Origin of the sequence: Streptomyces sp. NPDC018031, assembly GCF_044327625.1 — a bacterium.
Taxonomy (GTDB): domain Bacteria; phylum Actinomycetota; class Actinomycetes; order Streptomycetales; family Streptomycetaceae; genus Streptomyces.
In genome coordinates this window covers 99771-115007 of sequence record NZ_JBIRFT010000014.1, presented here as the reverse complement: position 1 = coordinate 115007, position 15237 = coordinate 99771, and the positions used below count along the sequence as shown (strand labels likewise).

The window sequence follows — 15237 nt, the reverse complement described above, 5'->3', positions numbered from 1 at the left end:
AGCGTGGTGCCCGCCCGGCGCCGTACGCAGCACGTCACCCAAGGATCCCTGAAACGTGGCAATCGGTACTCAGTGGAGACGTCCCCCCATTCCGGACCATCTACCTGGTCAGGGACGGAACGCCGCTTCATGGACCCTCGCAACGCCCCACTCCCGAGATGTGCCAGAGTTGCCACGTCCAGGCCGTCAGGACGTACCGTACGGCGGAACAGCCGGGACATCGGGGAAGGGGCAGCGGTTGACCACGCACGCACCGCAGGCGGCGCACACGGTGACGTTGCCGGGCTCGCTCGACGAGGCAGTGGCGGCACTCACCGCCATGCCCGCCGCCGTGCCCGTGGCGGGCGGCACCGATCTGATGGCCGCGGTCAACGCCGGTCTGCTCCGCCCCGCGGGCCTGGTGGGCCTCGGCCGGATCAGCGAGATCCGCGGCTGGCAGTACCAGGACGGCCACGCGCTGCTCGGCGCCGGCCTCACCCACGCCCGGATGGGCCGCCCGGACTTCGCCGCCCTGATCCCGGCGCTCGCCGCCGCCGCCCGCGCCGCCGGGCCGCCGCAGATCCGCAACGCCGGCACCCTCGGCGGCAACATCGTCAGCGCCGCCCCCACCGGCGACGCGCTGCCGGTGCTGGCCGCGCTGGAGGCGGTGCTCGTGGTCGTCGGCCCCGGCCCGGCCGGCGGTGGCACCGCGTCCCGCGAGATCCCGGTCGGGCACCTCCTCGCCGGGGTCGAGATGCTGCGCCCCGGCGAACTCGTCGGATTCGTCCGGGTACCGCTGCTGCACGCCCCCCAGTCCTTCCTGAAGGCGACCGGGCGCACCGGCCCCGGCCGGGCCACCGCCTCGGTCGCCGTCGTCCTCGACCCGGCCCGCCGCCAGGTGCGGTGCGCCGTCGGCGCGGTCGCGCCGATGCCGCTGCGCCCGCTGGACGCCGAGGCGTGGGTCGCCTCACTCATCGACTGGGACGGCGACCGGGGCCTGGACCCCCAGGTGTGCAAGGCGTTCGGCGAGTACGTCGCGGCCGCCTGCATCCCCGATCAGATGCCGCAGACCGGCGAGGGCGCGGAGCCGGTCCCCCTGCCGCCCGCCGCGCTCCATCTGAGGCGTACGGTGGCGGTCCTGGCCCGCCGAGCACTGGGGAGGGCACTCGCGTGAGTGACGAACAGCAGCCGCAGCAGCCCGGGGCCGTGGGGGCGCCTCCCGGCCGGGGCACCGGGGACGAACGAGACGAACGAGACGTGGCCCCCCCGGCGGAGCGAGGGGGCTGGCAGCCCATCCCGCACGGCCCGGAGTACGACGCGGAGGGCACCGCCTTCGTGCAACTGCCCCCCGAGCTCGCCGACCCGGCCGCCCTCCCCGCGGGCTGGGACCCGCTGGCGGCGCCCGGCACCGGCTACACGCCGCCGCCGATGACCGGCACCCCGTCGCAGGGCGGCCAGTGGCAGCCGTTCGGGCAGAGCCCGGTGCCCGGCCCCGGGACGCACCCCGGCCACCCCGCGGGGCCGCACCCGCAGGACCCGTACGCCGCGGCCCCGTCCGCCGACCCGCACGCCACCGGGCACTGGGCCATGCCCGCCGACACGGACCGCACCGGCGGCTGGCCCGCCGCCGGCACGGGCTCCGCCGACGACTCCGGCGAGTACCCGGTCGCCGGCCCGCCGGGCGGGCAGCCCGGCCAGGCCGTGCAGTGGCCCACCGCCGCCGACCACTCGGTGCACACCGGCCAGTGGTCCGTCCCCACGGCCCCGGAGAGCGGGGACGACAGCGGCGAGTTCGCGGTCGGTGACGCCACCGCGGCCGTGCAGTGGCCGATGACCGCGCCCGGCGGCACCGGCCAGTGGTCCACCGCCCCCGAGCAGGGCGCCCCGGCACCCGGGGCCGCCGACGGCGCCGGCGAACTCGCCCTCGGCGACCGGCTCACCGCGCGCGGCCGCGCGGGCCGGGCGAACACGCCCGGCGCGCCGGGCGACACCGACCCGGGCGCCGCCGACCCGCACGCCACCGTGCAGTGGGCCATGCCGTTCGGCACGCCGCCCGCGGGCGGCGCCGGCCAGACCGGCCAGTGGTCCATCCCCGCGGCCGAGGAGGGCGCGGACGAGACCGGCGAGTACGTCGTCTCCGACCACCCCGGCCCGGCGGTCCCGCCGCAGGGCCACCGGCGCCGGGACCCGGACACCGTCCCCGGTGCCGGGCCGCGGCCCGAGTACGGCGGCTACCCGGCCGGTACCCCGGACCACCCCGCCGACGGCAGCGGGCCGGAGGGCCTGGGCACCGGGCACCCCGGTGGGCACCCGGGCTACACGGCCCCCGGCGCCCCGGACCCCGCAGGCGACGCCGCCCCCGGCGACGGCCGGCCCGGACCGGACGGCGCCGGCGCGGCGCAGCCCACGGGCGGGCCCGCGCGGGGCGCCGCCGCCAGGCCGGCGGCCCAGGATCCGGCGGCCGGCCAGGGCCAGCGGTACTTCGCCGGGCCGCCCACCACCGACGAACGGAACACCGGCGCCGACGGCCGCACGCCCGCCGCGGACGCCTCCGCCACCGGCGCGCCCGGCACCCCGGCGGAGCGGACCGGCCGCCGCCGGTCGCAGAACCGCCGGCCGGACGGCGCGCGCCCCGGGGAGACCGGCACGCCCGGCCCGGCGCAGCCCGCTCCGCACGGCGCCACCGCCCCCCACCCGCACGGGGACCCGCACCCGGACGCCGACGGCTTCACCGGCCCCGCCGGGTATTTGGGCCCGGACGCCCACCCGGGCGCGGGCGCGCCCACCGGACCGCACGCGGGCGGGGACGGACAGCCGGGCCCCGGCACCCACCCCGACGCCGGCGAGGGCCGGGGCGTGCCCGGTGCCGCGGCGGACCCGTACGGCCCGTCCGGCGGTCCGGTCGCGACCGGACCCGGCGCGGAGCCCGCCGGCCGGCACCACGACGTGCCGGGCGCGCCCACCGCCGCGGCGGACGGTCAGGTCGCCGGAGCGGCCCCGGCCGCCGACGCCTACCGCCCGGACGGCCACCAGCAGGACGGGTACCAGCAGGACGGCTACCAGGAGTTCGACGGGTACCAGGCGTACCCCGCCGACGGTCCCGCCGCGGCCGGGCACGGGCGCCCGCCGGGCACCGGCCCGGACGGCACCGCCGCCACCCCGCCGGCACCGGACCCCACCGCCCCCGGCACTGAACCGCACCCCGCCGGGACCGGTACCGGACACCACCCGCACCCGGCGGACCCGGCCGGCGCCACCGGGCACCACCCCGGGCCGGGCCCGGACGCCGCCCCGCCCGGCACCGACCCGCACCGGCCGGGAACCGGCAAACCGGCGGCCGCCCGCCGCCCGTTGGCCGGGGCACCCGGCGCGGGCGACGGCCACACCCCGGGACAGGCCGCTCCGCAGACCGCGGGCGGCCGGCCGGGCGCACCCGCCGGCCGCCGCCCGGTGGGCCACGGCGGCGCCGCGGCCGCACCCGGCACCGACACCCCCACCCCGCAGCCGGGCGGGCCGCGGCCGGCCGGCCGCCGCCCGGTGGGCACCGGCGGCGCCCCGTCCGCCGACCGGTCGCCCGGCGCGCCCGGCACCCCGCCACAGCAGGTGCCGGACGGCCACGGCGGCCCGCGCACCACCGACGGCTCGCCGCTCGGCGGGCCCGGTGAGCGGCTGCGCCCGGGCGCGGCGCCCGCCACCCCGCACGGCGGACCGGCCGACGGCCCGGCTGCCGGCGAGGCCCCCGGCCCCCGGCCCGACGGCCAGGTCGCGGACGGCGACGGCGGCGTCCCGGACACCGCCACCGGCCCCGCCCCGGTCGCCGCGGAGACTCCTGACAGCCACGAACCCGCCGGCCACGAACCGCACCGGCCCGGCACCGCCGCCCACCGGCCGCCTGCCGCCCCCGCCGCCGCCGGGCCTCCGGCCGCGCCCGGGGACCCCGCGGCGCCCGCCGCGCCCGGCACCGGCCACGACCCGGTCCGGCCCGGCACCGGACACCCCGACCCGGCACCCGGGCCGGACGCCGCGACCGGACCGGACACCGCCGCGGACCCGGACGGCCCGGTCGACCCCCCCGCCGACGACCCGGCCGGCGACCCGGCGTCCGGTACCCGCCCCGGCGAGGAGCCCGCCACCGGCCCGGACGGCGCCCACGCGGCCGACGACCCGGCCGGCGCCGCGGCGACCCCCGGGGACGTCACCGGCACCGCCCCCGACGCCGCCACCGGCGACGCCCCGGACGGCACCGGGGAGGACACCGGGAACGCGGCGGACGCGGCGGACACGGAACCGGACGCCGCGGCGGAGGCCGAGCCGCCGCACAGCGAGCACCCGGCCGCCTCCTACGTGCTGCGGGTCAACGGCACCGACCGGCCGGTCACCGACGCCTGGATCGGGGAGTCGCTGCTCTACGTGCTGCGCGAGCGCCTCGGCCTCGCCGGCGCCAAGGACGGCTGCTCGCAGGGCGAGTGCGGGGCCTGCTCGGTCCAGGTGGACGGGCGGCTCGTCGCCTCCTGCCTGGTGCCCGCCGCGACCACCGCGGGCGCCGAGATCCGTACCGTGGAGGGCCTGGCCACCGACGGACAGCTCTCCGACGTGCAGCGCGCGCTCACCGCGTCCGGCGCCGTGCAGTGCGGCTTCTGCGTGCCCGGCCTCGCGATGACCGTGCACGACCTGCTGGAGGGCAACCACGCCCCGACCGAACTGGAGACCCGGCAGGCGATCTGCGGCAACCTGTGCCGCTGCTCGGGCTACCGGGGGGTGCTGGAAGCGGTCCGCGAGGTCATCGCCGGGCGGGAGTCGGCGGCCGGGACCGGCGACGGCGGCCCGGAGGTGCGCATCCCGCACCAGACCGGCCCGCACGGTGGACACGGCGGCGGCAACGGCAGTGGAGGGGCGAACGCATGACCGGACTCGCAGAGGGCATCGGAGCCGTCACGGCCACCACCGCCACCCCGTCCACACCGCCCGCCGCGGCGTCCTCCGGCCCGCGCGGCCTCGGCACCTCGCTGCCCTGCCCGAACGCCGCGGCGAAGGCGTCCGGCACCTTCCCGTACGCCGCCGACCTGTGGGCCGAGGGGCTGCTGTGGGCGGCGGTGCTGCGCTCGCCGCACCCGCACGCCCGCATCCTGTCCGTCGACACCGCGCAGGCCGCCGCGATGCCCGGGGTACGGGCCGTGGTGACCCACGCCGACGTGCCCGGCGACCCCGCCCACGGCCGCCGGGTCGCCGACCGCCCGGTGTTCGCCTCCGAGGTGGTGCGGCACCACGGCGAGCCGATCGCCGCGGTCGCCGCCGACCACCCGGACACCGCCCGGCTGGCCGCCGCCGCGATCGCCGTCGAGTACGAGGTGCTGGACCCGGTCACCGACCCCGAGCAGGCGTTCGCCGCCGAGCCGTTGCACCCCGACGGCAACCTGATCCGGCACATCCCGCTGAGCTTCGGCGACCCGGAGGCCACCGGCGACGTCGTCGTGGAGGGGCTGTACCGGATCGGCCGCCAGGACCCCGCGCCGATCGGCGCCGAAGCGGCCCTGGCGGTGCCCCGCCCGGACGGCGGGGTGGAGATCTACACCGCCTCCACCGACCCGCACGGCGACCGCGACCTGGCCGCCGCCTGCTTCGGGCTGGAGCCGGAGCGCGTCAAGGTCGTCGTCACCGGGGTGCCCGGCGCCATGGGCGAGCGCGAGGACCACGGGATGCAGCTGCCGCTCGGCCTGCTCGCCCTGCGCACCGGACGGCCGGTGAAACTCGCCGCCACCCGCGAGGAGTCCTTCCTCGGGCACGCCCACCGCCACCCGACCCTGCTGCGCTACCGCCACCACGCCGACGCCGAGGGCCGGCTGGTCAAGGTGGAGGCGCAGATCCTGCTGGACGCCGGTGCCTACGCCGACTCCTCCGGCGACGCGCTGGCCGCCGCCGTCTCCTTCGCCTGCGGCCCGTACGTCGTCCCGCACGCCTTCATCGAGGGCTGGGCGGTCCGCACCAACAACCCGCCGTCCGGCCATGTGCGCGGCGAGGGGGCGATGCAGGTGTGCGCCGCCTACGAGGGCCAGATGGACAAGCTCGCCGCCAAACTCGGCCTGGACCCGGCAGAGTTGCGGATGCGGAACGTGATGGCCACCGGCGACCTGCTGCCGACCGGGCAGACCGTCACCTGCCCCGCGCCGGTCGCCGACCTCCTCCAGGCGGTGCGGGACGAGCCGCTGCCGCCGCTGCCCAAGGACGAACCGGGACCGCACCCGGCGGACGGCGGCTGGCTGCTGCCCGGCGGCCCGGACGGCGCGGGCGACCCGGAAGCGGTCCGGCGCGGCGTCGGATACGCGCTGGGCATGGTGCACATGCTCGGCGCCGAGGGCACCGACGAGGTGTCCACCGCCACCGTCAAGGTGAGCGGTTCGGTGGCCACCGTCATCTGCGCGGCGGTGGAGACCGGCCAGGGCTTCACCACCCTGGCCCGGCAGATCGTGCAGGAGGTCCTCGGCATCGAGGAGGTGCACGTCGCCTCCGTCGACACCGACCAGCCGCCGGCCGGGCCCGCGGCGCGCGGCCGGCACACCTGGGTGTCCGGCGGCGCGGTCGAGCGGGCCGCGAAGATGGTCCGCACCCAGCTGCTGCAGCCGCTGGCCCACAAGTTCGGGATGTCCACCGAGCTGCTGAGCATCGCCGACGGCAAGATCACCAGCTATGACGGGGTGCTCTCCACCCCGGTCCACGAGGAGCTGGAGGGCAAGGAGCTGTGGGCGACCGCGCAGTGCCGCCCGCACCCCACCGAGCCGCTGGACGAGTCCGGGCAGGGCGACGCGTTCGTCGGGCTGGCGTTCTGCGCGGTACGCGCCGTGGTCGACGTGGACATCGAGCTGGGCCTGGTCCGGGTGGTCGACATGACCGTGGCCCAGGACGTCGGCCGGGCCCTCAACCCGGCCCAGGTGAAGGCCCGGATCGAGGCGGGGGTGGCCCAGGGCATCGGCGCCGCGCTCACCGAGAACCTGCGCACCTCGCGCGGTGTCGTCCGGCGCCCCGACCTGACCAGCTACGCCCTGCCGACCGCGGTCGACGTGCCGCCGGTCCGGATCGTCAGGCTGATCGAGGAGCGTGACGTGGTGGCCCCCTTCGGCGCCAAGGCGGTCAGCGCGGTGCCGGTGGTGACCTCGCCCGCGGCGGTCGCCGCCGCGGTCCGGGCGGCGACCGGACGACCGGTCAACCGGCTCCCGATCCGGCCGCAGGCGGCCGTCGGAGCGGAGCTGCGCGGCTGACGCCGCCACCGGGGCCCGGCCGTCACCGGCCCGGGCCCCGGCGGACCGCGGTCCGGCACGCCGTCCGTGACCCCGGGCCCCGTCCGGCACGCTTTCCGTGACCCCGAGGCCCGTCCGGCACGCCTTCCGTGACGCCGGCCGGGCCGCCGGGCGCCGTCCGGAGGGCCGCCCGGCCCGGAGCCGGCGGGCGGCGTCGGCCGCCCACCGGGCCCGGCGACGGCTCAGCGCACGGCCGCACCGGCCGGGCCGGGCACCGCCGCACCCGGCGCCTCCGCCGCCGCGTCGTGCGCCTCCAGAGCGGCCGCGACCACCGGGCCGATCAGCGCCACGTTCGCCTCCCGCAGCATGTGGTGGTGCTGCGCCGGCACCCCGTGGGTGCGGACCGTGCCGTCCACGTGCGGCTGCCACGACTCGGGGGTGTGCCCCGGGCGCGGGAAGCCCGGGGTCTCCACCTCCGCGGCGAACAGCACCAGGTCGCCCCGGTAGGTGCCGGGCCGGAACTTCTTCGTCAGCTCGATGTCGCTGCGCATGATGTCCAGCAGCGGGAACGTGGCCCGGCCGGCCAGCAGATGGGCCGGCAGCCCGGTCTCCCGGACGATGTCCGCGGCCAGCTCCTCGGCGTCCCGGCCGGCCGGGTCGTCCGCCCACGCGGTGCCCTTGCCGCCGATGATGCCCGGGATGACGATGTCGCCGCCCTTGAGGCTGTCCAGCAGCAGCGTCAGCCACTCGCGCTTGCCGAGGTCCGGCAGGCCGAACGACCACTCGTTGTCCGGGTAGGCGTCCAGCACGGCGAGCAGGCCCACCTCCTCCCCGTCCTCCTGCAACTGCGTCGCCATGGCGTACGCGACGAGCCCGCCGAAGGACCAGCCGAGCAGGTGGTACGGGCCGGTCGGCCGCACCGCCCGGATCTGCGCCAGGTAGTCGGCCGCCATCTCGTCCACGCTCGACGGGAGCACCTCCGTCTCGCTCAGCCCCCGCGACTGCAGGGTGTACACCGGGCGGTCCGCCCCCAGGTGGCGCAGCAGCCCGGTGTAGAGCCAGCCGAGACCGCCGCCGGGGTGCACGCAGAACAGCGGTGTGCGGTCGCCCGCGGCGCGCAGCGGCAGCAGCGGGTCCAGCCCGTTGCCGGTGGCGGGCGCGTCCCCGTCCGCGGCGAGGCGCTCGGCGAGCCGGGCGACGGTCGGCGCGTCGAACAGGGTGCGCACGTCCAGCCGCACACCCAGCTCCTCCCGGCACCGGGCGACCAGCTGGGCGGCGAGCATCGAATGGCCGCCCAGCTCGAAGAAGTTGTCGTCGACGCCGACCGACGGCACCCCCAGCGCCTCCGCGAACAGCCCGCACAGCGCCTGCTCGCGCGGGGTGCGCGGGGCCCGCGAGGAGGTGGCCGCGGCGAGCACCGGCGCGGGCAGCGCCCGCCGGTCCACCTTGCCGCTCTCGGTCAGCGGCAGCGCGTCCAGCACCACCATGACGGCGGGCACCATGTGGTCGGGCAGCCGCTCGGCCGCCGCCTGCCGCAGCCGGGCCGGCTCCGCGCCGCTGCCCGGAGCGCCGACCACGTAGCCGACCAGCTGCGTGTCCCCGGGGCGGATCTCCCGGGCGACGACCACCGCCTGCGCCACCCCGGGCAGCGCCCGCACGGCCGCCTCGACCTCGCCCGGCTCGATCCGGAACCCGCGGATCTTGACCTGGTCGTCGGCGCGGCCCAGGTACTCCAGCTCACCGTCGGGGGTCCAGCGGGCCAGGTCGCCGCTGCGGTACATGCGGCTGCCCGGCGGGCCGAACGGGTCGGGCACGAAGCGCTCCGCCGTCAGGTCCGGCCGGTCCAGATAGCCCCGGGCCGCCCCCGCCCCGGCGACGTACATCTCGCCGACCGTCCCCGGAACGGCCGGCCGCAGCGCGCTGTCCAGCACATAGAGCCGCAGATCGGATATCGGGCCGCCGATGACGCTGCCGGTCGCGGCCGCCGCGAGGGCGCGGTCCAGCGGCCGGCTGGTGACGTGCACCGTGGTCTCGGTGATCCCGTACATGTTGACCAGCACCGGCGCGTCGTCGGCGCGCAGCGCGTACCACTCGTCCAGCCGCCGCGGATCCAGCGCCTCACCGCCGAAGACCACGGTGCGCAGGGCGAGTGCGGCCGTCCTCGCCGGGTCCTGCCCGGCCGCCCGGATCAGCTGGTAGAAGGCGGACGGGGTCTGGTTGAGCACCGTCACCCGCTCCCGGACCAGCAGGTCCAGGAACTCCTCCGGGGAGCGGCTGACGGACCGGGGCACCACGACCAGGCGGCCGCCGTGCAGCAGCGGGCCCCAGATCTCCCACACCGAGAAGTCGAAGGCGTGCGAGTGGAACATGGTCCACACGTCCGCCGGACCGAACCGGAACCGGTCGGCGGTGGCGTCGAACAGCCGCAGCACGTTGCGGTGCGGGACCACCACGCCCTTGGGGGTGCCGGTGGACCCGGAGGTGTGGATGACGTACGCCGGGTGGTCCGGGAGCAGCGCGCCGCCCGGGCCCGCCACCGGGTCCCCGTCCGGCTGCCCGGCGAGGGCCCCGAGGACGCCGGGGTCGTCCAGCAGCAGCGGCTCCGCCGCGTAGGCCGGCAGCAGGTCGGCGGTGGCCCGGGTGGCCAGGACCAGCGCGGGCCGCGCCTGGCGCAGGATCAGGGCGGTGCGCTCGCGCGGGTACTCCGGGTCCATCGGCAGATAGCCCGCGCCCGCCTTGAGCACCCCCAGCAGGGCCACCAGCAGCTCGGCCGACCGGGGCATCGCCAGGGCGACCAGGGACTCCGGGCCGATGCCCCGGTCCCGCAGCAGATGGGCCAGGCGGTTGGCCGAACGGTTCAGCTCCGCGTAGCTCAGGGCGGTCGCGCCGTCGGTCACCGCCACGGCGTGCGGGGTGCGGGCGGCCTGCGCGGCGAAGCGGGCCGGCAGGGTGTCCTGCCCGGTGGCACCGGACCGGGCCGTCCCGTCCGCGGCGCCGCCGGAGGTGTCCGCGGCCGCCGCGGACTCCCCGGCCCCGCCGCCCCACTCGGCCAGCACCAGGTGCCGCTCCCGGGGCGTGAGCAGTTCCACCCCGGCCACCGTCCGGTCCGGGTCGCCGGCGTCGGCGAAGGCGTGCAGCAGCCGCAGGAAGCGGTCCCGGTGGTCGGCGAGGGTGCCGGGGGAGTAGAGGTCGGCGTTGGCGTTCAGGTCGATGCGGATGCCGGTGCCGTCCGAACGGTCGTAGGCCATCACCGAGAGGTCCTCGACCAGGCCGTTGGAGATGTTGTGCGCGGTGACCCGGTGCCCGCCGAAGTCGAAGTCGTACTGGAAGGACATGATGTTCACGTGCGGGCCCAGCACGCCGTGCGCGCCGTCCGCCAGCCGCAGGTCCCGGGCGAGGTCGCCGCGGCGGTAGCGCTGGTGGCGCAGGGCCGTGCGGACTTCCCGTGACACCTGCCGCAGCAGATCCCGCACCCGCATGCCGGCGGTCACCTTCAGCCGCAGTGGCACCAGATTGGCGAACATGCCGGGAATGGTGCGCAAGGTGGCATCGGTGCGGGCGGTGACCGGCAGGCTGAGGATGATGTCCGATTTACCGGTGAGCCGGTGGATGTAGGCGGCGGTCGCGCCAATCATCATGGCCGACCAGTGCGTGCCCGCTTTCCGCGCCGCCGCGCGAAGCCGTACCGCTTCGTCTTCGGACAGATAGGCGGTCTCCCGGATGAAGCTCCGCAGCACCTTGTCCGGCCGGCCGGAAAGCCGGGCCGGCTCCGGGTAATCACCGAAGCGTTCCGTCCAGTATTTCCGGTCGGCGACGAAGTCTTCCGATGCGTAGTATTCCGCGTCCCGCTCGACCAGTTCACGCAGCGAACCGAAGGGGGTTACCGCGGGTTCGACGGTGATTTCCGCCACATACGCGCTGTAGAGTTCCGCGACCCGGCGGGCGACCAGTGCCGCCCCGGCCGCGTCGATGACGATGTGGTGCGGTCCCTGGTACCAGGCGAACCGTTCCGGGCCCAGCCGGAACAGGGCGTGGGAGAACAGCGGCGCACGGCTGAGATCCATCGGGCGGCGCAGGTCGGCGCGCATCCACTCCTCGGCCGCCGCCCTCGGGTCAGGTTCGCCGCTGACGTCGAGGAACGGCAACTCCCAGTCGGTCACCGGCTCCAGGACCTGCCAGGGCACCCCGCCGCTCTCCCCGAACCGCACATTGCACGGCTCCGCCTCGGCGACGGCCCGGCGCAGTGCCGCCTCGAATATCGCCGGGTCTATCGGGCCGTGTATCTCCAGATACTCGCCCACTCGGAAGCGCGTGCTTCCGGGTTCCAGTTGCTCACTCAGCCAGATTTCACTCTGACCGTTGGACAACGGCAGGCGGGTACCCCGTACTTCGGGCTGCAAGGCTTTCCCCCATCGGGTGGTCATTCACCGTTGAAAGGACGCCGGCGGCCGTGGGTGCGGCTGCCGTCACCCCCATGGTGACCCTAGGAGACGAACCCGCTACGAACGAAAAATGAAAGCCTGCCATGACTTGATCGTTACAGTCCGCACAAAAACTTCGGTTTCCTTGCGTCGAGCTTGCGACGATTGTGATGACGCGGTGAATTCGGCTTTAGCGGCGGCGGACTCCGGAGAACCGGGCGGGCCGTGCGGCGCGCCGGCGAGCCGGCCGGGAAATGCGTCCGGCCCCCGCCGTCGAGGACGGCGGGGGCCGGACGTGGCCCGCGCTGAGCGGGGCCACCGGAGGCCGCGGCGGGATTCGAACCCACGTAACTCGCTTTGCAGGCGAGCCCCTGAACCACTCGGGCACACGGCCGGTGTGTCGTGCGTCGTGCTCTCTTGCGTGCACCACGTTAGGGCGCGCCGGATCGCCCGTTCAATGGCGAGGGCGGTGCCGACATGTGAATGGCATACCCCGTTCATCAACGGCATGGCCCGGCCGTCAGCCGCCCAGGAACCCCTCCACCGCGGCCCGGAACGGCTCCGGCTCGTCCACCCACGGATAGTGGCCCGCCCCCGCCAGCGCACGGACCCGGGCGTCGGGGAAGCAGCCCGCGACCAGTTCCCCGGCCCGCAGCCCGGTCACCGCGTCCCGCTCCCCGCTGATCACCAGGGTGGGGCAGGACACCTGGCGCAGCCCCGCCACCAGCGCCCGCCGCGCCGGCTCGTCCACGCCCTGCCAGAAACCCGCGCGGGGGACCGGGCGCAGCTGCGCGCCCTCGGCCGCGGCGTGGGCGCGCTGCGGCTCCTCCCACCGCCCGTACGTCACGGGCGCGGCCAGCGGCAGCAGGGCGCGCGCCTCCTCGGGGTCGCCGGTCTCCGCCAGCCGCCGGGTCGCGCGGTCGGCCTCCGGCCACCAGGGCTCGCCCGCCCGGGACCGGTAGATCTCCTGGGCGTCGCGGGGGAGTTCGCCCTGGAACCGGGGGTCGGGGCAGACCAGCACCAGCCGCGCCGGCCGCCCGGGATGGCCGGCGGCGTACGCCTGCGCGGTCGCCGCCGCCGCGCCGTGGGCCAGCAGCAGGAGCCGTTCCAGACCGAGGTGGGCGCGGAGCGCCTCCAGGTCCTCGGCGAGCCTCGGGAAGGCGTAGCTCCCCGGGTGGGCGGCCGCCGGGGAGTCCCCGGTGCCGCGGCTGTCCGGGACGATCAGGTCGCGGTGCGCGTCCAGCCCGCCGAGGTCACCGAGGTACGCCGCGTCCCGGCCGGGCCCGCCGGCCAGGCAGACCAGCGGGGGCCGGGACCTGCCGCTCCCGTCGCGCGCGGGCAGCACCCGGTAGGACAGCTCGGCATCGTCGTAGGAGGTGTAGTGCGGCATCCCTCCAGCTTGCCCGATCGCCGTGCGGCCACGCGGGACGCGAGGGCCGGGCGCCGCGGACGGGCGCTCCGCCGACCGGGGGGCCGGGGGCCGGGTGGTCCGGCGCCGGGCGCCGAAGCGCTGCCGACCGGGACCCGGGCGCCGGGCCCGCGCGGGACCGGAAGGGTCGCCGGGCCTCGCGCGGGACGGGAGCCGCGCGGGACGGGAGTCGCGTGAAACCTGAGCCGCCGGGCCCGCGCGGTGCCCGGAGCCGCCGGGGCCCCGCGGGGTGGCCCACCGCCGGCGTCCGGCGGCCCGGCGGGGGCCGCCCGTCATCCGCTGCCCGTCATCCCGCCCGTCAACCGCCCGCCCGTCAACCGCCCGCCATCAACCGCCGCCCGGGCGCCGCCGGCCAGGTTGGTCACCCTCCGTGGTCAAATGGAACCCAAAGCCGGTGCCGGGCTGCTGTCCCGCAAACCCAAATTCTGCTTATGATGCGCGCGTGTTCGATTCCCGGCACATCAAGACCTTCCACGAAGTGGTGCGTGCCGGCTCCTACTCGGCCGCCGCCCGCGCCCTCGGTTACACGCAGCCCGCGATCACCCAGCAGATGAAGGCGCTCGAACGGTCCGTGGGCACCCCGCTGTTCACCCGGGTCGGCCGGCGGATGCGGCTCACCGAGGCGGGCGAGGCACTGGCCCGGCACGCGGACACCATCCTCGACAGCATCTCCGCCGCCCAGGCCCAGATGAGCGCCATCACCCGGCTGCGGTCCGGACGGGTCCGGGTCTGCGCCTTCCCCAGCGCCAACGCCACCCTCATCCCGGAGACCATGGCCAGGCTCGCGGCCGGCCACCCCGGTGTGCGGGTGGAGCTGCTGGAGGACGAGCCGCCCGAGTCGCTGGGGCGCCTGGTGCGCGGCGAGTGCGACATCACGCTCGCCTTCACCTACCCCGGACTGCACGAGGAGGTGCCCGAGGAGGTCGTGGAGATCCGGCTGCTGGAGGACCAGCTCACGGTGCTGATGCCGACCGGCCACCCGCTGGCCCGCAGGCGCGCGGTGAAGCTCGCCGACCTGGCCGGGGAGCGCTGGATCGCGGGCTGTCTGCGCTGCCGCGCCAACTTCCTGCACGAGTGCGCCGAGCAGGGGTTCGCCCCGGACATCGCCTTCACCACCGACGACAACCTGGTGGTGCAGAGCCTGGTCGCCGAGGGGCTGGGGGTCGCCATGATGCCCGGCCTGGTGCTGTCGTTCCTGTGCCACCGCAAGGTGACGGGGCGCGCCCTGGACCCGGCCTCGCGCCGGCAGGTGTCCGCCTACGTGCTGCGGGAGCACCTGCGCATCCCGGCGACCGCGCTGGTGCTCGACGAGCTGAAGGCGGTGGCGGCGAACCGGGTCGGCTGCTGACACCGGCCTGCCGGAGGTGCCGCGCCCGGCCGGCACCGCGCCGGGCCCGCCCGCGGCCCCGGGGGACGGAACCGGAGGGCCGCCGGACCCGCCGGGGTGCTCCGTGCCGCCCCCGGTCCATAAGCGGATGTTGGGTTCCGGTGAAGGAACTGTCGTTGGACGTGATGGATGATCCGGTCCGACGCTGCCGTCATGACCACTTCGACCGCATTCCGAGCCGCCCGTACGACCCCCCGGTGCGACGCGCTGGTACGCGAGGTGCGCGAGGCCGTCGACCGGGGCCTGCCGCCCGACCTGACGGCGTATCTGGTCGGTGAGCGGCTGGCACCCCACCTCGGCGAGCCCGACCTGCTCACCGAGGAACAGCGGCAGGGCGACCCCGATAGCTACCGCCAGCACATCCTCCACGCCGAGCAGGACGGCAGCTTCTCGATCGTCGCCCTGGTCTGGCTGCCCGGCCAGCGGACCTCCATCCACGACCACGTGTCCTGGTGCGTGGCCGGGGTCCACCAGGGCCAGGAGAGCGAGGAGCGCTACCGCCTGGTCTCCGACGGCACCCGGTCGCGGCTGGTCCCGACCGAGCACGTGGTGAACCCGCAGGGCTCGGTGTGCGGCTTCGCCCCGCCCGGCGACATCCACCGGGTGTACAACGCCTGCGACGGCACGGCCATCTCCATCCACATCTACGGCGCCGACATCGCGCGACTGGGCTCCAGCGTGCGCCGCGTCTACCCGTGTCCGGCCGGCGAGCAGTGATCCGGACGGCGCGGCTCCGGACGGCGGCGACCGGTCCGGGGCCGGCCCGGCGCGCCCGGGCCCGCCGCCCGG

Annotated in this window: 7 protein-coding genes and 1 tRNA gene; 5 read left to right on the top strand and 3 right to left on the bottom strand. The window is 77.0% G+C overall.

Annotated elements, in window-relative coordinates:
* The first annotated feature begins 238 nt into the window (after window positions 1-238).
* Genes ACH4B3_RS26205 through ACH4B3_RS26195 form a run of 3 tightly spaced genes read left to right on the top strand, consistent with a single transcriptional unit; the run spans window position 239 to window position 7232 of the window.
* Window positions 239-1153 (top strand): FAD binding domain-containing protein, encoded by a 915-nt coding sequence (locus tag ACH4B3_RS26205; RefSeq protein ID WP_398466684.1) that lies wholly within the window; start codon window positions 239-241, stop codon window positions 1151-1153.
* Window positions 1150-4884, top strand: coding sequence for a 2Fe-2S iron-sulfur cluster-binding protein (locus ACH4B3_RS26200; RefSeq protein ID WP_398466682.1), 3735 nt, complete (start codon window positions 1150-1152; stop codon window positions 4882-4884). Before ACH4B3_RS26205 ends, ACH4B3_RS26200 begins: the two co-directional genes overlap by 4 nt.
* Window positions 4881-7232 carry a xanthine dehydrogenase family protein molybdopterin-binding subunit gene (locus ACH4B3_RS26195; RefSeq protein WP_398466680.1) on the top strand — a complete coding sequence of 784 codons (2352 nt, stop codon included), beginning with the start codon at window positions 4881-4883 and terminating at the stop codon, window positions 7230-7232. Before ACH4B3_RS26200 ends, ACH4B3_RS26195 begins: the two co-directional genes overlap by 4 nt.
* A 221-nt stretch (window positions 7233-7453) precedes the next feature.
* Here ACH4B3_RS26195 and ACH4B3_RS26190 read toward each other — a convergent pair whose 3' ends face one another.
* From ACH4B3_RS26190 to ACH4B3_RS26180, 3 genes are all read right to left on the bottom strand, one after another.
* On the bottom strand, window positions 7454-11635 hold the full coding sequence (locus ACH4B3_RS26190) for an amino acid adenylation domain-containing protein (RefSeq protein WP_398466678.1): 4182 nt from the start codon (window positions 11633-11635) through the stop codon (window positions 7454-7456).
* Between the two features lie 319 nt (window positions 11636-11954).
* A tRNA-Cys gene (locus ACH4B3_RS26185) sits at window positions 11955-12026 on the bottom strand.
* Between the two features lie 126 nt (window positions 12027-12152).
* Window positions 12153-13022, bottom strand: a complete 870-nt coding sequence (locus ACH4B3_RS26180) for an alpha/beta fold hydrolase (protein ID WP_398466676.1) — start codon at window positions 13020-13022, stop codon at window positions 12153-12155.
* A gap of 481 nt (window positions 13023-13503) precedes the next feature.
* Between ACH4B3_RS26180 and ACH4B3_RS26175 the strand changes: the two genes are divergently transcribed.
* Window positions 13504-14409: a LysR substrate-binding domain-containing protein gene (locus ACH4B3_RS26175; protein WP_398466674.1), complete on the top strand. Its 906-nt coding sequence runs from the start codon at window positions 13504-13506 to the stop codon at window positions 14407-14409.
* 192 nt (window positions 14410-14601) lie between these two features.
* Window positions 14602-15165: a cysteine dioxygenase gene (locus ACH4B3_RS26170; protein WP_398466672.1), complete on the top strand. Its 564-nt coding sequence runs from the start codon at window positions 14602-14604 to the stop codon at window positions 15163-15165.
* Window positions 15166-15237: the final 72 nt, after the last annotated feature.